General features: G+C 65.7%; 15 protein-coding genes. 4 read left to right on the top strand and 11 right to left on the bottom strand.

All coding sequences use genetic code 11. From position 1 onward, the window contains the following. Positions 1 to 488: 488 nt before the first annotated feature. The gene (locus tag CJ179_RS48885) at positions 489 to 1,010 is read left to right on the top strand and encodes a helix-turn-helix transcriptional regulator (protein WP_073364932.1); all 522 of its coding nucleotides are present in this window, start codon (positions 489 to 491) and stop codon (positions 1,008 to 1,010) included. A gap of 345 nt (positions 1,011 to 1,355) precedes the next feature. Here the strand turns inward: CJ179_RS48885 and CJ179_RS48880 are convergent, their stop codons facing one another. Beyond that, positions 1,356 to 2,429 (bottom strand): GAF domain-containing protein, encoded by a 1,074-nt coding sequence (locus CJ179_RS48880; RefSeq protein WP_095866321.1) that lies wholly within the window; start codon positions 2,427 to 2,429, stop codon positions 1,356 to 1,358. Positions 2,430 to 2,532: 103 nt separating this feature from the next. Beyond that, a complete protein-coding gene (locus CJ179_RS48875) occupies positions 2,533 to 3,696 on the bottom strand; it encodes a cytochrome P450 (protein WP_143549079.1) in 1,164 nt (387 codons plus the stop codon). Positions 3,697 to 3,815: 119 nt separating this feature from the next. On the opposite strand from CJ179_RS48875, the gene CJ179_RS48870 reads away from it, so the two are divergent. Further along, the gene (locus CJ179_RS48870; protein ID WP_240319619.1) at positions 3,816 to 4,382 is read left to right on the top strand and encodes an N-acetyltransferase; all 567 of its coding nucleotides are present in this window, start codon (positions 3,816 to 3,818) and stop codon (positions 4,380 to 4,382) included. Between the two features lie 72 nt (positions 4,383 to 4,454). On the opposite strand, the gene CJ179_RS48865 is transcribed toward CJ179_RS48870, so the two are convergent. From CJ179_RS48865 to CJ179_RS48825, 9 genes are all read right to left on the bottom strand, one after another. Then, positions 4,455 to 5,060 (bottom strand): hypothetical protein, encoded by a 606-nt coding sequence (locus CJ179_RS48865; RefSeq protein WP_095866319.1) that lies wholly within the window; start codon positions 5,058 to 5,060, stop codon positions 4,455 to 4,457. A gap of 27 nt (positions 5,061 to 5,087) precedes the next feature. Beyond that, the gene (locus CJ179_RS48860) at positions 5,088 to 5,633 is read right to left on the bottom strand and encodes a hypothetical protein (RefSeq protein WP_257016383.1); all 546 of its coding nucleotides are present in this window, start codon (positions 5,631 to 5,633) and stop codon (positions 5,088 to 5,090) included. A 135-nt stretch (positions 5,634 to 5,768) separates the two neighbouring features. Continuing rightward, positions 5,769 to 5,987: a hypothetical protein gene (locus CJ179_RS51985; RefSeq protein WP_179377972.1), complete on the bottom strand. Its 219-nt coding sequence runs from the start codon at positions 5,985 to 5,987 to the stop codon at positions 5,769 to 5,771. Between the two features lie 156 nt (positions 5,988 to 6,143). Continuing rightward, positions 6,144 to 7,736 (bottom strand): NlpC/P60 family protein, encoded by a 1,593-nt coding sequence (locus tag CJ179_RS48850; protein ID WP_095866318.1) that lies wholly within the window; start codon positions 7,734 to 7,736, stop codon positions 6,144 to 6,146. Beyond that, the gene (locus CJ179_RS48845; RefSeq protein WP_095866317.1) at positions 7,733 to 8,554 is read right to left on the bottom strand and encodes a hypothetical protein; all 822 of its coding nucleotides are present in this window, start codon (positions 8,552 to 8,554) and stop codon (positions 7,733 to 7,735) included. The genes CJ179_RS48850 and CJ179_RS48845 overlap by 4 nt, the downstream gene beginning before the upstream one ends. Next, positions 8,551 to 10,719: a hypothetical protein gene (locus CJ179_RS48840; protein WP_095866316.1), complete on the bottom strand. Its 2,169-nt coding sequence runs from the start codon at positions 10,717 to 10,719 to the stop codon at positions 8,551 to 8,553. Before CJ179_RS48840 ends, CJ179_RS48845 begins: the two co-directional genes overlap by 4 nt. Before the next feature lie 28 nt (positions 10,720 to 10,747). Then, positions 10,748 to 13,858, bottom strand: a complete 3,111-nt coding sequence (locus CJ179_RS48835; protein ID WP_095866315.1) for an ATP-binding protein — start codon at positions 13,856 to 13,858, stop codon at positions 10,748 to 10,750. Between the two features lie 3 nt (positions 13,859 to 13,861). Next, entirely contained in the window at positions 13,862 to 14,284 is a 423-nt protein-coding gene (locus CJ179_RS48830; RefSeq protein ID WP_143549078.1) for a hypothetical protein, read from the bottom strand. A gap of 152 nt (positions 14,285 to 14,436) precedes the next feature. Next, on the bottom strand, positions 14,437 to 14,724 hold the full coding sequence (locus CJ179_RS48825) for a hypothetical protein (RefSeq protein WP_061045636.1): 288 nt from the start codon (positions 14,722 to 14,724) through the stop codon (positions 14,437 to 14,439). Between the two features lie 629 nt (positions 14,725 to 15,353). On the opposite strand from CJ179_RS48825, the gene CJ179_RS48820 reads away from it, so the two are divergent. Together CJ179_RS48820 and CJ179_RS48815 are read left to right on the top strand one after the other, a co-directional pair. Then, positions 15,354 to 16,022 carry a hypothetical protein gene (locus tag CJ179_RS48820; RefSeq protein ID WP_143549077.1) on the top strand — a complete coding sequence of 223 codons (669 nt, stop codon included), beginning with the start codon at positions 15,354 to 15,356 and terminating at the stop codon, positions 16,020 to 16,022. Beyond that, complete coding sequence (locus CJ179_RS48815; RefSeq protein WP_095866312.1) at positions 16,019 to 17,764, top strand: FtsK/SpoIIIE domain-containing protein; 1,746 nt, start codon at positions 16,019 to 16,021, stop codon at positions 17,762 to 17,764. Before CJ179_RS48820 ends, CJ179_RS48815 begins: the two co-directional genes overlap by 4 nt. The last annotated feature ends 21 nt before the right edge of the window (positions 17,765 to 17,785 follow it).

Raw genomic sequence — 17,785 nt, 5'->3', positions numbered from 1 at the left:
GGCGAGGAGTTGACCTGTGCTGGCGACGTCAGTGTCCCATCCACGGGGATTGGGGGTGCAGGGGAGTCGGTCATCGGTGGCCTTTTGCGCGTCCACGCAATCGGGAAAGTTCGAGCTTATCCGGCGAAAGAATGCTTCTTCATAAGCTGCTCGGTACATCGCGCATCGATCTGGCCTGGCTGAGCATGCGCACACCGAGTCGTGAGCTTGGATGAACCGTCGGATTTGATGGATTGACCAAGTCAACACATCTGTTTCGTCGACACCTGCGTCGACGACCCCTATCGTTTCCATTGGCAGACTCCCGTTCTGCTAGCTGAAGAATCACGCTGATCAGGGCTGCAACCCTGTTCGGTTCGGCCCCCGTCCGGCTGCAACCGGCGGGGGCTTTCTTCTGTTTAGGTCATGGCGTCCGTTCTGAGTCGGTGCTGGATCGTGGGAAGATGTCTTGCATTACCTTATCTATATCCGCCATTTAAATCCGCCGTATGTGCGGATGTCAACAGAAGCGAGGCATCGTGACCGCTTATGAGAGGGAAGATCGTCGGCGGTCGAAGTTGACTCGGCGTGTGACGCGCGGCTTTATGCCATCTGCTTTGACTGCTGCGCGTGAGGCTGCTGGTATGTCCATTCCCGACCTCGCCCGCAAGTCGGACGTGGGAGAGTCGACGCTCCGGCGATGGGAAAACGGTGGTGGAACCCCCCAAATCGACTCGCTGCGCACCGTGCTCCGAGTGCTCGAGGTCGAAGATTTGGAGACCGTGGTGTCGGTGCCACGTGACGATCGATTTCCAGGTGACTGGCGGACGTTGGCCAGGTTGACGCAATTCGAGCTCGCTGATGCCGCAGGAATCAATGTCGCGAAGCTCGGACGACTTGAACGTGGTGAGACTTGGCCGGAGGACCCCGGCGTGGCTGGACGAATCGCTGCGGCGCTGAACATTGCGGTCGATGAGCTGCGAGCAGCCTATGTTCGTGCTCGAAACCGTCCTCCGCAGACGCCCGCGTAGGACGGCGTAGGTCGGTTCAGGTGTGAACTTCCGTGTGCTTGCGTGGGAAGAGGTTCGCCGAGAGGCGGCCGGGGGCCACCAGCCACCTCTCGGCGAGGTCGAGTTGAGCGTCAAGAATGAAGTCGCGCGACGCACCGCGATATCCTGCAGCGTGATCAGTTGATCGGTCGGCGAAATCATCGGCAACTCGCTTCTCAAAACGGCATGGACAAGGGAACGTCACGAGTGACGCTCAACTCTCGTCCGGTACCGTCAGCGACCTGTGCCGGGATAACGCATCGAGGATGCGTGAGTTACACGGATGCTATAAGGATCGTGTGGTGGCCCGCAACACGAACGGTGGCCTCATTCGAGACCCGGGTGTCCATCGTCGGTCGGTGGAACCGGGTCCGCTTCAGTGGACGTGCCGGTGACATCGAACTGAACCAACGCCAGCAACGGATCCTCTCCTGCCGTGGGCAACAATCCTCCTGAAGCGTCGACAACCGTCCAGCCACCACCGAACCGGCGTAGCCGGATACCTTTCACTTCACCGCGCGGGGTGTGGCCGCCAAAGACTTGCCCTGCTGTGTCGAAGATGCGTTGGACGTCGTCTGGATGCGGCGTGTCCCTGTTGTCGACCATGCCCTTCCACTGTATCTGCGGGATCGGGTCGGTAACCCAGTCGATCAGTCGCATCTTGCCAATGTCCAAGAGAACGATGTGACTCTGCGATACGTGCCGCAGGGCGGCCAACGCACTTGACTCGAGACTCTGGGCGGGAGGGGTGGTGGTGGCGGAGACATCGTGCAATACACCGCGCCACACCGCGTGGCCATCGGTGGAGTCGTCCGACGCTACAACCAGTTGGGCGGCACTCTGGCCCGATGGCGTGAATACGGTCGCCAGCCCCTCCCACGATTTGCCTGGCTCACGAGTGAGGATCGTGCGTATGAGAGATAGGCCGTCCGCAACCCTGACAAATCTTAGGGCTTCAGGGGCGGTCAGGCCGCGGCCCGCAGTGGCCCACTCGGGTCGTCCAAACGCGCCAGCAGCCGTCTCTGTCAGATCGACTAGGCGTCGGTCAGAATTCCAGGTGAATCCGATGGCGTCCGACGGCTTGTCCGTCGGTGCTGCATCCGCTCCGACCCCCACCCACAGATGGACGGCGTGGAGTGCCCCGCCGGGACCGACGACCGGCCTCCCAATCACCCGCACGACACGGCCATTGTCCAGCGTGGTGGGCTTATCGAGTGGAACCAAATCATGCCGCATCTCCGTGATGCGCTCTTCGATCCACGCCGCAGCTTGCCTCGAAGGCAGCTTCCCCCCGATGGCTCCCACCTCCCGGAGAATCCCCGCGAATGAGGTTCGGCCGCTGGGCTTTCGACCCTTCTCGATGACGGTCAAACGTTCCTTTTGCAGGGTCTCGACAAGCACCCATCCCGACGTAGACAACAGGTGGCCCCCTGCATGCGATTGATTCCAATGTCATTCGAGGAGACTACACAGAACTGTTGTTCGAGCGTGTAATGGCAAGTGGTCAACCGGCGTACACGCTGAGTTCAGCCAGCGAATAGGTGAGCCACGAACGCCGGAGAGCGAGCGCCGATCGCTCCTTCATGGGACGCAGTCGCGGCCACCGCAGGAAGGCGTAGCGCAGCGCTTCCACTGCCTCGGTTTCGGCGAGCGAGGCGCCGATGCAATAATGTCGGCCACGGCCGAAAGCAAGGTCGGGCCGTGCACCTCGAGATGGGTCGGTGTTCGCCGAACGCAGAGAAAGAATCACGGTCTCACCTCGGGGGATAGTGATCCCGTTGACCTCGATGTCTTCGAGAGGAAAGCGGCGCAGAGCGTAATTCACGGGGGCGACGTCACCGATGATCTCGCGCACAAGCTTTGGTAGCGATCCGGAGTCAGCGGCATCTACCGCCACCCGTGTCTCAGCGCTGCGAAATCGTACGGCCTCGTCGATGACGAGCGCGGTCAGAGCGGTGACGTTCTCGAATCCTCCGATGATCGTCGCAAAGGCGAGGGAAATTAGTTCCTCCTCACTCAATCGGTCCTCACCGTCACGGGCAGCGATCCATCCCGAGAGCATGTCACCTCCTGGATGCTGCCGCTTGTCGCCGATGGCGTCGGCGACCAGCATCAACATGCTCCCGAGCGCCCCCTGTATCGCGTCCCCCTCCTTAGAGGTATCGACCGCAAACATGGGGCGGGCCGCGGTTTGGAACTGGCCCAGCTTGTCCTTTGGAATCCCGAGCAGAGTGCCGATCACACGCGGCGGCAAGGGCTCACACAACCCGCTCATCAAATCAAGCTCGCCGGTCGCGGGCAGATCGGCAACGAGCCTCTTCGCTGCATCGGCCACGACACGCTTGTGCGCAGTGTGATGCTCGGGAGCGAAGGCCGCTGTCGCGAGTTGCCGCACTCGCCGATGCTGTTCTCCGTCGATGTTGAGCAGGTTCATATCCAGGGCTCTGGGTAGGTTCTGTCCGCGAAATTTGGTAGTGGAGTCGGATTTCGCGGCCGACATGCGATGATCAGCTAGGAGATTCGCGACGGCCTCATAGCCGCCGACAACCCACACGGGCGAGCCGTTGGGAAGCTGGTCGCGGTGGACACCAGTATCTTGACGAAGATGGTTATGAATGAGGTCGACGGCATGGGTGGCGGCGGCGAACGGGCACAGGCTCGAAGTCATAACGACAGTGTGCCCACACGAGTGAGGAATTGATGGAGCGAAAGATCCTGAGTGCGGCAATGAACGATGCAGACCGATGCGCTGAACTTCTTGCAGCCGCCTTTGCAGACGATCCGTTGATGACGCAGATCTGGCCCGAGTCGGCGGAGCGGAAACGCTCGCTACCGCTCTACTTCCGTACATCCCTGCGGTCCCATCACCTTGCAGGAGGGGGAGTCGAAATCGCTGTAGGCCAGGACGGCGAGGCCACCTCCGTTGCGGTGTGGGACCCACCGAACCACTGGCAGCAGCGCATCACCAGCACCGTCCGGGCCGCACCCCATCTCCTAAAGGCGCTCGGAACGCGCGCGCTCGCCGCGCTGCGAATTCGCCACACGCTCGACCACCACCACCCTGAGACTCCGCACTGGTACCTCGTGAACATCGGGACACGACCTGCGCTCAGCGGACAGGGTTTCGCAGGCGCTTTGCTAGACAACCGCCTCGCGCTGTGTGACGAGACGCAAATACCGGCATACCTGGTCTGCACCCGTGAAGAGAACATCCCGCTATATGAGAAGTACGGATTTCGTGTGACAGAGGCGTTCGCTCTGCCCACGTCCGGCCCGATGATGTGGTCGATGTGGCGGGATCCGGCGATACCCCTCGACGATGGGAAGGGCCGCAGGCCTGGCACATCGAGCTAGCTGCGCGGATAGACACACCTTGTTGATGTCCAGCGTTGTACTGTCGGTCAACGAAATCCCCCGCGTACGCATCTAGCTGAACTGGTCGAAAGCTGCACGTGCGTAGGGGAGTGCCTCGGTGTACGTGTTGCGAACAGTGTCCTCGGTTCGGAAATCAGGCAGGTTAGCGTCATAGGCTGTGCGGTCTTCGAAGTACACACGGCCGCCCAAGCGGTCGGACAGTTGGATCGACACGGCGTAGTCGACAGGATCATCCTTCTTTGCGGCATTCTCCGGACTGTCCGCACCGGCATAGAAGTTCTCGATTGCGTCAGTGACGGCTCCGTCGTCGAGGGCAGGTCGGTTGTCCCACATCTGGCTCCATCCGAAGAGGTTCCGTCCTCCCGATCCGGAATGGTGAACCCGCCAGGATCCTTCAGCTCGCGAGGCGATAAGAGCCGCGATGATGGTGTTTTCAGGTGCCTTCCGCTGGTTGCCGAGATCGATGATGCGGGTGACGGTTTCTTTCTGCTGTCCGTCGGCGGTGTCGTCGACGAAGGGATCGAGAACCTGGGTAGTGGTGTCAATCGTGGGTGCCGGTTGTGACACGGTGTTGTCGTCGGGGTTGTTGCCGCACCCCGCGATCACCGCGGTGGCGAGTATCAGTGTCGTCAGAGCTGTGGTGACCCGGTAGTTCACGGTTCCCCCTCGATTGTTCGGTTGTGTTTAGTAGGTGAGGTTATCGATCAACCACCGGCCGTCTGCTGCGGTGAGGGTGAGCCAGACCGTGGTGTCGGGCTCGACGGGGCGGGTGGTGTTGCCGGTGACCGTGGTTTGGGTGATCGTGGCGACCCGGTGCGCGGTGGTGTCGGTGTCGGGTGGGCAGCCGGAGCAACCGATGGCGACGTCGGCGATGACCCGGGCGTTGTCGTTGATCCATTGCTGCCATTGCAGGCTGGGTCCGCGTTCGTTCCGGACATCGGAGGTCAGGCGTGCAGCCAGGGCGGGTGTGAACCATTGTGTCGCGCGCCGGAATCCGCTGGTGGGGTTCTCGTCGGTGGTGGGGGCCAAGGTGAATGCGACGGTCATGGCCTGGTGGGCGACGTCTTCTGGCGATGTTGGTTCCGGTCGCTGAGATGCGCTGGTCCCCGTTTGCGGTGCAGCTGCAGGTGCGGTCGTGGTGCTCTGGGGTGTCGCGGTTCCTGGGGGGTTGCCGTTGTCCTGGCAGGAGTAGAGCAGTGCCGCGGCCGCGGCGATGATCACTGCGAGCACGATTAGGGCCTTTCGTGTAGGTTCTCTTCCTTCTTGTCGTCCTGGTCGTGGCTGGCCTGGGCGGATGGTGCGGTTTCTCATAGGTTTGTCGCTCCCGGTTTCTCACTGTTCTGTCGCTTTCTTGGCGTGGTGAGTTCACGGAGGGCGGCGCAGCACCCGTTTGGGGTGAGTCGGTAGTAGGTGCGGCGTCGTCCTGGTCCGCATCCGGGTGGGTGGGGCGCCCTCGAGCCAGTCGGCCTCGTCTTCGTCACTGCTGATGAGCCATCCGGAGTCTCCACGGAACCGCACGGCCACTTCGGACCCCGGCGCAACTCCCGCCAAACCCGCCCACATCAGGCTGCCCTCATCAGGCATGGCGGCCACCCAACCGACCAAGCCCAGGATCAGGCCGCAGACACGCCGAGAACGATTCTCGCTAAAATGTCGGAAGCGACATCTGGGCGACAGATCGATGAGAAAAGCGACATCAATCACGAGAACCTACATTTCGCATGATTCCTCTCCTCCTGATTACATACGGCGGGCGCGCATGCCTGCCATTACTGGTGCGTTTTTGACGACGTCACCTGTGGTGGGTGCGTGGACCATCTGCATGTTCCCGGCGTAAATGCCGACGTGGCCGGGGTCGTCGGCCTCCCAGGATCCGAAAACGAGGTCGCCGGGCTTAGCCTCGGAGATCGGGATTTCGGTGCCGACCGCCCACTGCTGTTCGGAGGTGCGGGGAAGGACGGTCTTGCCGCCGGTGGCCCGGGCATAGGCGTATTGGGTCAGTCCCGAGCAGTCGAACCCGCCCCCGGACGGGCCACCCGCGCCGCCGCCGCCCCACACATACGGGGTGCCGAGGTACTGGTTGGCCGCCTCGACGACATTTCTGCCGCCGGCGGTGGGGGAGGGGACGAACTCGCCGCGGCCGCCGGGCTGCTCGAACTCGGGAATGTAGGAGAGGACTTTCTGCACGTAGGGTCGGGTTTCGCTGGAATAGTCACCACCGGAGGGCATCCCACCGGCTCGCTTGATGGCCCCCTCACCGGCGTTGTAGCTGGCGACGTAAAGCGAGAGCGGATCGCCCTTGACGGAGCCGTCGGCGATCCAGCTGTCGACCGATCGCGCGATCTCGCAGAAGTACCGGCCCTGAGCCATCACGGCGTCTCCGACATCGCCTTGGGAGATCCGGCCGTCGCCGTCGTCGTCGCGGCCGTAGACGGACCAGGTGCCATCCATGAACTGGGTATAACCTCTTGCGCCTGCGGGGCTGGTGACAGCACGGAACCCGCTTTCGGCTTTGGTGTCCGCGGCCAGCAGCGCCGGGCTGATCTGCGGGCACAGCGATCCGCCCTTGCGGAACCATTCTTCGAATGCCGGTGGGACACTGCCGGGCTTGAGGTTACCGCCGCCCGGGGTGCCGAAGCCCTTGCCGCAGTCGACGGGGGTGGTTGCGGCCATGAGATCGATGGTCGATCCCGGTGCGCTCACGTCCTGTCCGGATGGTGCAGGGGCGCCACCGAGTTTGGTCGTCGGGTCGATCGCGGTGCCGCCCTGCAGGCGGCCGCCTTCCCAGTACTCGAAGTGCAGGTGCGGTCCGGTGGATCCGCCGGCGTTGCCGATCTCGGCGATGTGGTCGCCGGCCTTGACGGTCTTGCCGGGTGTGACGTGGATGCCGTTGGCGTACATGTGTCCATAGACGGTGGAGACTGGGCGGCCGTCGACGACGGAGTCGATGATGATCCAGTTCTCGAAACCGACACCGGGGCCTTCCCCACTCGAGCCGGCGGCGGCGACGAGGCCGTCGAGGGCGGCGTAGATCGGGGTGCCGACCGGGCCGGCGAAATCGACACCTTTGTGGATCGCTCCCCAGCGGGGTCCGAAACCGGAGGTGAACGTGGTGGTTCCCGGTGCGGTGGGTTGCTGGATCGGCCCGGACGGGGTCAGCGCCGCCGCCGGCCGATCATCGGGTGTGCTTTCTGCGCGCGTGCCCCCGAAATCGGAGTGCACGGGCCGGCAAGGTTTGGGCAGGTCGATGATCGCCCCGCTGGTGCAGGCGCTGGCCAGCCCGATGGTGAATGACGCGGCAAGCACAGCCGCAGTCAGACGTCGACCGGTCATGCGATCGGGCTTGGCAAAGGTGTGTCGAGTTCGGGGATCGGGATGGGGCCGGGGACCGGCACGGGGGCGGGGACCGGCACGGGGGCGGGGCTGGTGGCCCGCTGGGCGGGCGGAGCAGGCTCCGAAGACGACTGGGACTCGGGGATGCGCTCCGGGGTCGGTGCTGTGACGGGTGACTGCGTGGTGGTGGCGGTTGTCGTGGTGGGCGCTGTGGTGCGCCCGGTGGTGGGAGCGGCTGCGGCCACGTCGTCGAGGTCGAGCGTCGGGAGGGGGGAGTCGACCTGCCATCCGTCGTCGGTGTGGGTGACCGCGACGGTCATGGTCCCGGCGCTGGTATCGATCTCCACGGTCGTTCCGGTGGTGCCGGTGCCTGGCAGCGTGCGGGTCGGGCCGAGAATCGACACCGGTGCGGTCGGCCGGGCCGCCGCGAGGGTGTCGTTGACGCGCTCGGGGCGGGTGACACGGCTGAGCGCGACCGCCCACTGAGTTGGCGATGCGGTGGTGTCGACGAACGCGTGCGCGTAATACATCGCCGCTGTCGCGGGGCTACGGCCGATCGAACTGGCCGACATTGTCGCCACCGCGGTTTCGGTGACTTCTTCGGCTGCCGCAGGCGTCGAGGTCACTGAGGTGTTACTGGTGTCTGCGTCGTGGGCGTGCACGTCGCTTCCGCTGTTCTCTGCCCCGGTGACCGCGGTGACCATCAGGCGGGCGAGGTAGAGGACCGCGACCATGATCGCGATCCCGCTGGCGAGCCGGCCGGGACTGCGCAGGACCCAGCTGCGGATCGCGGTGGTGATCGGGTTGGCAGTTCTCACCGGTTCACTCCCAGGTCCCGATTCGGCCGGTCGAGCACTCCCGTCGATTGCGCCGACGCGGTGTCCTCACGCAATCCCGCCCGGGGCGAATCACTGCTGGGCCTTGCCGACGCCGAGGTCGGTGCGGGGCGGGTGATCGACACCCACGGGCGCTGTGGCTTTCCGGGCGCGTCGGGTTCCTCACTCGGCCGGTAGATGGTGGTCGGTGCGATGATCGCGTCCGGCCCGCCGTCCCACCGGTTCGCGTCCTGATGAGGAATGAAGACCTCACTGTCACCGGTGTCGAGGGACTCGAAACCGTCGGTGAAACCCGTTGCGGGGGTGTGTGTGCGCAGATCGGCGAGCCCGGTGCGCCCGTTGCCGTCGGCCGGACTGGCGGTGAGGTTGATACCGGGGAGCCGGGTGCCGGACTCGGGTCCCTCTGGGGACGCTTTGCGCAGGTCCGCCAACGCTCCGCCCGCGCCGCCGCTGCGTAGGGCGGCCAGCTGTGCTTGGCGGGCGCGGGCGCGGTAGTCGTCGGTGCGTGCGGCCGACAGTGCGCGTCCTTCCTGCCGGATGATCGGAGGCTTGTTGCCGCCGATCATGTCGGACCACTGCCGCCCTGCCGCGTTCGCGATGCCGTTTGCGGCGGCGCCGCCGCCGGCGCGGACGAGTTCGAGGCTCTTTTCGGCCAGTCCCATGGCGGGGTTGGTGACCATCGAGCTGGCGGTGAGCAGTTTTTGCTTCCAGGAACCGTGCTTGTGCCGGTCCATCGCGCCGCCGATCATGCCGCGATGCGACTGGGTGATGGTTTGCGAGAGCCGTTTGAACGGGCGCAACAGCATCCAGAAGACGATGGTGAGGATGACCAGGAACCACAGTCGCCAGGTTCCGTCGACCGCATCGTTGCGGTACAGCTTGATCAAGATCAGCAGGTAGACCGACATCAGCACCGCGGCACCGACCGCCCACAGGTAGATCCCGCCGAGGATGCGGCCGACGCGGAGCAGGATTGATCCGGAGACGATGGCGAGCGGAACCCACACGGGAGCGGTGATGATCGCCAGCCGGATCGCCAGCAGCGCCGAGAGTTTCAGCACGGAGGACCCGATCCACAAGATGGAGGGCATCGATGTCTTGACCATCGACAGGAAGCCGGTCGTGACCCGGCTCGAGTCTTTGCCCTGAAAGGTGTAGAACGAGAGCCCCTTGCTCTCCAACGGCTCGACGACCTCCCGCCGGAACTTCTCGGCCTTGGCCTCGTCGATCTCCTTCTGGGCCGCGTTGTCGGCCTTGATCCGGGCCTGCTCGTCGTAGGTGTAGGCGATCGACTCCCGCAGCTTCGGCCACAGATCGTCGAGCGTCGTGTCGTTCGCGTTGGTGCCGAAATACCCTCGCTGCACGTCCGGGATGATGATCCGGTCGGTGATCACCAACCGCGGGTCGTCGGTCATGCCCGCGGAGTTGAAGATCTCGCCCTGGGTCTTGGTGATCAGCGCGCTGAACGTGTCGTCGGAGATCTGGATTGCCTTCGCCGGGGCACCGACCATCAACCCGCCGATTGCCAGCGCGCCGGCGCCGATCGCGAGCTGCCGGAACACTGCCGGGGCATCTGATCGCAGACCGCGGTAGAGGATGATCAGCCCGGCCGCAGCCACTCCCAGCCCGAGCCACGGCCCGTAGACGGTCGGCCGCAGCGAGTCGGAGACCGCGAGCACGATCTCGTCGAACTGCGCGATCGCCCCCTGGCGGCCGGTCTCGCGTCCTTCGGCGGGGGTGTTGGCCTGCTCGTCGAGCCAGAACGCCGCGGCCGCGAACGATTGTCCGATCGTGAGGAAGGTGTTTCCGATGTCGGTCTTGTTGCGCACCAGCGATACCCCGGTGATGTCCTCGCCGCAGCCGAGGTCGTAGATGTGCCACGTCAGCCCGGCCCAGCCGTGGCCGCCGTACCCAGTGCCGGAGAGCTGTGATTCCGCTGGCTTGTCCACCGACGCGGAGTCGAAGAATGCCGGCGCCGCCGAGTTCGGGGACTGCGGTGCCGGCACGTCCTTGCAGTTGAACCCCCCGGCCTGGGCGGTGGTCTGCCCGCACAGGGCACTGAGCCCGACCAGCATCATGACCGCGCACAGTTGGGTGATCCGCTGCAGCAGGTGTGCGGGCGAGCTGGCGGTGCGGGCGGTGGGCATCGAGAATGTCCTTCCCAACAAAAGGGGGTCAGGCGGCGGTGGCCCGGGAGTTCAGTGCTTGCGCGACGTGGGCGATGTGGGTGAAGTTCGTCCAGGTCGCGCGCACCAGTTCGATGTCGCCGCCAAGGCGGACTACGTAGGTTCGGGCTTCGTCGGCGCCGGTCTTCGCGGCGCGCTGTTTGCGGGCCTTGTTCGCGCGCGGGTCGTAGGTGTCGTTGCGGCCCCCGCCGAGCTGGTTGGCCAGGATCGTCTCGTACCCCTCACCCTCGTCGAGGCCGAGGAGTTTGAGTGCGTCGGAGATCGCCCGTTCGGAGGAGCCGAGTCGGCCGATGATGATCTCGTCGGTCAGCTGCGACTGGTCCTGGTCGTCCGCGCCGTCCGCCACCCCGAGGAAGTCGCCGGCGAGCTGGCTGCACACCAGTGCGCGGGTGCGGAACTTGCGGGTGTCGCGGCCGAGCCGGACGTAGAGGGTGCGGCCGGATCCGGACTGCTTGAGATACTTGTTCTCGTCCAGGAACAGCAGTTTCGGCAGCGAGCGCGGCTTGTCGTAGACCAACCGGGTCGCCAACCACGCCGCCAGGTGGATCAGCGGTCCGGCCAGGCGTTGGCTGTCGGTGGCCGCACTTGCTTCGGCCTTGTCGTCGATCTGCAGGCCGGGCATGGTCAGGATCGTCAGGCGCTCGTCGATGACCGAGTCGAACAGTTCGGCGGCGGCGTCGTCGCCGGCCGTGGCCGATGGGAACAGGACTCGGGCGTCGCGCAGCTGCGACATCGTGCGCAGCATCGGCCCGATCCGGCCCGCGGCGGTGCACAGTCCTTCTCCGATGACGGGGGTGTTCTCGGAGCCGGCGTTCTGGCCGTTGGTCGGGCCGTGGGCGGCCCCGCGGCCGTCGGTGTAGACCACACCGGCGGCGATGTGGTCGATCGCGTCGAGGACCTTGCCCAGATGGTTGGTCGGCTGGCCCCCGACCATCGCCGCCGCCATCCGGACCACGCTCTTGGCATCCCGGTCGCTGCGGTCGTCGGCGTCGAGCATCGAGATCAGCACCCAGGACGCGAGCTGGGCCCGTTCGGCACGGGCGGCACCGCGATCGTCCTCGTAGGCCGCTGCTGCGGCGGCTGCCGGGTCGGATTCGTGTGCGTACTCGGGATGGTCGGGGCGGTAGATCTCGTCGGCCGGGTCGGGCTCGGACACGACCCGGTAGACGTTGAGGACGCCGGGCTTGGCGCCGCGGCCGGTCAGCTCGTAGACCCGGGTGAAGGGCTTGAGTTCGGGCAAGTCGGCGAGGGCGCGCAGCGGCCCGGACGGGTCGAGGATCACCGCGTGCGCGCCCAGGCGCAGCGCCTGGTAGGTGATCATCCCGGCCAGATGGGTTTTGCCGGCGCCCTGGACGCCGACCAGCGGGGTCAGGCCGCCCTTGTCGAAGAAGTCGTGGGCGGCGAAGAGGTTCCAGGCGACCGGGCGGACCGAGATGGACGCGGTTTCGCCGAGGATGATGCCTTCCTCGTCACCGATCCGGTCGGCCGCCGCCCCCATCCCTGCCGACATGGCGAGGACGCTCATCCTGCGCTTGTGGGCGGTGTTGGCGAGCTTCTCACCGGGCATGAATTCTCTGAGCAGGTGGTACTGGCCGTTCTCGACTTCGAGTTCGACATCCGGTGCGTACTGCTGCTGCAGCTTCGAGACACGATCGCGCACCTGCTGCGGGGAGGAACCGGACACGGCGATCCGCCACCACCCCGATCCCCTGGTAGCCAGTGCCCCACCGTTCGACATCTCCGTCCGCAGCCGCCGGGACAACCCGTGCTGCGCCGCCAACTCATCGGGTGGGGTCTCGTCGTGCTCTTCGGTGTAGTGCCGGTACTGCGACTCGATCGCGTTGCGCTGCTTCTGGATCTCGCCGAGGGTTTCTTCCGGGGTGTGCAGGGTGATCCGCTCGGACCACTCCAACGGCAGCCCGAGCTGGTCACCGAGCAGTTGCCACGGCATCTTCTGCTCGGGGATGGCCAGTGGTGCCATCCGCCCCACCGTCAGCACCGTCACGTACGACCGGTAAGTGCGGCCGGCGATGGTGCCCTCGACGACGGTGTGTCCGGCGCCGGGCGTGTAATGCATTTCCGTCAGGTTGCTCAGCGACGACAGATCGGACAGACCCCACCCCGACGGTGCATCCGCGGCCGCCGGTTCGGTCAACGGCATCCCCACCGCGGCCGAGCGGCGCAGCAGATAGTCCACCTGACCGCTGTCGGCCGGCAGGGCTTCGACACCGGGGGAGAGCATCACGCGCTCGATCTCCGCGATGTGTTGGGCCGCCGCGTCCTGCTCGGCGATCAGGACCTGCTCGGACCACTTCGACAACCGCGGCCCCACACCCTTCACCCCCGAGCACATGTCGGCCACCGCGACGATCGCCTGCGCGGTCATCGACCGCCGGGGCAGTTCGATGCCCCAGTAACGGCGCTTGCGGGTCGGGGCCGAGTCCAGCAGCGCGACTTGCTGACCGACGAGGTAGTCGTCCCACGCGAGGGCACCGGGAACGTCGGGGAGGCGGTCCTCGGCGAGCTGCGCGTGTGCGCGGCCCCATTCCTTGACCGGCCAGGGCTCGCGCACGGTGCGCCGATGGATACCGGAGACCCCTTTGCCGCGCAGTTCCGCCAGCACCAACGCTTCGTCCCGGATGAACCGCGACTGATCGGCAATCGCCCGCATGCTCCACGTGCCGGGCGATTGCACGAACCACAACGTGGCGGTGTCGTCGGTGATGGTGACGTTTCCCAGCACCGCCCGCAGCCGCCACTTGGACTGCTTCCGCAACCGCGCCCTGCTCCCGCGCTCAGCGGCCGCACTGGTCGAGTGCCCCTGCGGGGCTGGCCGGGACTTCTTCCCGCCCCGGTTGCTGCCCTTGCTGTGGGTGGGTTCTGCGATCGCGTCCTCGTCATAGTCGGGGTTGGTTGCCGGGGAGGGGGCGGTGAGCACAGCATCACCGAAGCTCGCTTGCGGCGCGGCGGTGTGCGGGTCGGCGGTCTGCAGCCCGGCCTGGCGCGCCGCGCGTAGCCACGACTCGGGCAGCACCGGCGGCAGTGCCCCGGGCGGGGGGACGAGGTCGGCCGGGTCGAACCGGTTACCGGGATTGCTCATGACCTACCTGCTCGTAGTCGGAGATGTCGTGTGATTGCCGGCGGCGGGGGCGAGGCGAACGCGTGCGATTTGGTCGGAGATGGACACCGACAGCGGTGCGGGCTGGGTCTTCTTGTTGCGGCTGGCCGCGGGGCGTGGGGAGGTGAGGTCGTTGATCGCGGATCGGGCCAGCGATCGGATGGTGCGTTCGTGGCCGAGCCCGTCGACGATCCGTTTCGTCCCGAGATAGGTCAACCCCAGCACCACGGTGACGGACCAGCCGCTCCACGGCACCGACAGCACTCCCATGACCAGGATGAGCGAGAGCACCAGCAACACCACACCGATACCCACTGCCTGCCATCTGACTGGTCTCGGGAACGCCCGTCCCGGAGGACCTAGCCAGTGCTGATCCACCCGGTACAGGTCGTCATCGGTCTCGATCACCGCACGCCCCTCACCGGCGCTCGCTGATGGCGCGACCGATTGCGAACACGATGGCGGCGGCGATGACCACGCCGAAGATGATCGTCATGGCAGACATGGGATGAGGTCCTCTCGAAAAGGGTGAGTCCGAATGGGGCTGTGTCCGCTACAGGTCACACGCCGGGGACGATCAGCCGGATGAGTCCGGTGCCGACATTCATCGCCGCGTCGGGGTTCGCCGACAACCCGAACCAGCCCAACGCGATCAGGGACAGGCTGGCGATGGTGATGACGGCAGACCAGGACGAGCGAATCGCCTTCGCCAGAAGCACAATCGCTCCGACGCCGAGGATCGGAGGGACTACCTGCTCGCGGAGGAAATCTCCCACCCCGCTGGTCTCGATCCCCTCCTGTGCCAGGAACGTCAGCTGCGACGCAGCCTCGAAAGACTCATGAAGCATGCTCTCTCCCAAAAGATTCGCGGGCAACACCGAACGGTGACGTCAGAACATTGGCACAGGGCGGCTTCGGCACACGAAGACCCCCGCACGCGCTCGGGCGTGTCGCTGCGGGGTCCACTGAGGGTGGGACTGGTTGGCGGTGGGTCCACGAGGACGGGTCGTATCGCGGCGGGGCACTGAGGGTGGGGGCCGGTCGCTGCGGGGTCTGCTCAGGGTGGGGGCCGGTCGCTGCGGGGACGGGTGCTGCCCTCCGGGCGCGCTCTCTTCGGACAACCCTCGCGAAGAACATGATTGGCCCCATGTGGGGCATGTGTCGACGATTGGGGGATCGGTGATGCCTGCGCCCCCACTCCCTTCGGGAGACGCCTCCCCCCTACGGGGGGAGGCGAAGTTGAGAATAGCGCCCCGGACCGGTTTCAGCGAACAATGGTTCAAACACCACTTGGCAGAGAGGTTTTGGAGGTCCCGGCGGGGTTCGCCTCACGGCGCCTGGGACGCACTCGCAGGGGCTGCGGACGGGGCGACACGCCCGAGCGCGTGCGGGGGTCCTTGGTGAATCCTCCGGCGAGCGGATTCACTGTGTGCGCATCAGCACCACGCAGATGTCCGACCGAGAAAGGGTTTCCGCGATGCCGTCGAATGACCCTGTGGGCGAGTTCTTCCGGGATGTGTTCGGTCCTTCCGGTACCTCGTCGCGCACCGGCGGCCGCAGCCGGTCAGAGCAGTCGGGGGAGGAAGAGGCAGCGCGGTTCACCCCGTGGGTGCTCGTCCTCCTGGTCGTCGCCATCGTCGTGTGGTGGGCGCCGACCCTGCTGGAGTCCGCTCAGATCACCGAGCTGTGGCCGCGTTCGCCGCTCCGGGCGCACTGGCTCATCGACTTTCGGACCAGGCTCGTCGTCGCCCTTGCCCTCGTCGGTCTCCTGGACTTGAGCCGGTTCCTGCGGCACCGGCAGCGGCGAATCCTATCCGCGGTGGTGCGACAGACCACCGGCCACATCCCCGTGCGGATCAGGCTCAGTGTGCGTACCGGGTGGCACAGCACCGCGTGGGCGGCAATCCACCTGCCGCAGGGAGCGGTCGTCGATGCGAACCGGCAGGAGCGTCTGAATTCGGCAGTCAACGCGTTGATCGTCGGATCGCCGCTGTGGCACCGCCTGTGCGCCGCCTTACCTGCCCTCGCACCCACCCGACCCCTGCGATTTCTGCCGCGGAAGACGCCGGCGCAGATCCACAGCGCCCCGGCGGGCGAACCGGGACCCGACAGCCTTGCACCCTCGACGCCGAAGGCGGAGCAATGAGCCGATTCCTCGGACCCACAGTCACCGAGTGGAAGTATCTCACCGCCTTCCGGGCCGACAAGAGCACCATCAAGATCACCCGCCGACCGGTGCTCCCCGACACCCGCAGCGCACGTCACCGCATGCTCACCGAGCTGTTCTCCGACGGCAAGGCCCTGCAGGACGTGACGGTGTCGGTCGACTCCTACGCCTACGACGGAACCGAAGCCTCCTACCGAATCCACTACAAGCCCACGCTGGCCACCGGCATGGAAGCCAACCGGCACAAGCTCTCCGAGGCTCTGCTCGCCGCCCTCGGCACCCACGAGTCGGGGCAGCTGTGGCGAGTGGACTGGGCCCCGGATCAGCCGATCATCACCCTCTCGCTCCGAAAGCCGCTCGCGACAATGGTGATGCATGCGCTGAAAATCCCGGCCGCCGACCTTCCTGTTCCACAACTCGACGAACGCGGAATCGCGCGACGCCAGCAGATGCGCTGGCCGGGAAGCGACCCCAGCGTGCCCGGGCAACGCCTGCATGTCCCGTACGCGTCCTGCGAAACCGATGCCGGCGTCGTCGACGCCTACTGGAACATCTCCGACGATTCGTCGGCACCGCACATGCTGGTCGTCGGACCGACCGGCGGCGGCAAGACGGTTCTGCTGACCACCGTGATCACCGAACTCACACTCCGCGGAGTCCCGGTGATCGGTGTCGACCCCAAACGCATCGAACTGCACCAATTCCTCGGCTACCCCGGGGTCCCCGCGATTGTTTTCGAACCCTTGCGGGCCGCAGAGTTCATCTACGCGCTGTGGCGCGAAATGCACGCGCGGACCAAGTACATGCAGACCCAGCGTCTGAAGGCGCGCAACATGCCGCTCTTGGTGGCGGTGCTCGACGAGTTCTTCATCCTTTCTGCGGCCTGGACACAGCTGGCCAAGTCCGGCACCGATGAGGAGAAGGAAGTCATCAAACGCTGTAACCCACTCGGGCGAATCGGCGAACTCGTCGCTTTGGCCCGCTCGGCAGGTATCCGCCTCGCGGTGGGAGTTCAACGCCCCGATGCGCACCTGTTCGGGCGGGATTCCGGCAGTGTCCGCGACAACTTCCAGACCCGAGCAGCGCTTGCACGGTTGAGCAGTGACGGCGCCTACATGATGTGGGGTGAGACCACTGTCGGCCGCGACATCGACGCCAAGATCCGCGGCCGCGCCACGGTCAGTGACCCCTCCGGGGATCCTGCCCTCGCACAGGTGTGGTTCACCCCCACCATCGACGACCACCCCGCAGCCCGAACCGACCTGTCCGCCGAGGAAGCGCATGCCGTCGACAGCCTGCGCCCGACAAGGGATACCCCGGTGTACTGCTTCTCGGCCGAGCTGGTGCAGTTCATCGCCGACGAACAGCACCTGATCACCACGATGGCCGATGACGTCCGCGAGCCCGTCGCAGTCTCCTGGTCGTCGGTGACATCCCTGGTCGACCACATCTGCGATGCGATCCCGGCTGGTGCCCTCGAGGAAGGCATGAACATCGTCCTCGGCCTCGACGACGAACCGGACCGCACCGGCACCGTCCTGACCGTCGAGACCATCCGCAAGATTGCCCGCGACAGCGACGGCACGGTCACCGAGGAGGGACTGGTGCGGGTGGAGGTGTCGGTGGAATCCACCGGCCGCCGACCCGAGGTCCTGATCCTCGAATACAGCGGACTCGACACCGTCTTCCTCGCCGCGGTCGACCTCGCTGCCGCCGTCTGACCCCTGATGTCCCGGCTCTAT

Source organism: Rhodococcus sp. ACS1, assembly GCF_002300155.1.
GTDB classification, from domain to species: Bacteria; Actinomycetota; Actinomycetes; order Mycobacteriales; family Mycobacteriaceae; genus Rhodococcus_F; species Rhodococcus_F koreensis.
This window is presented reverse-complemented; position numbering and strand designations above follow the sequence as displayed.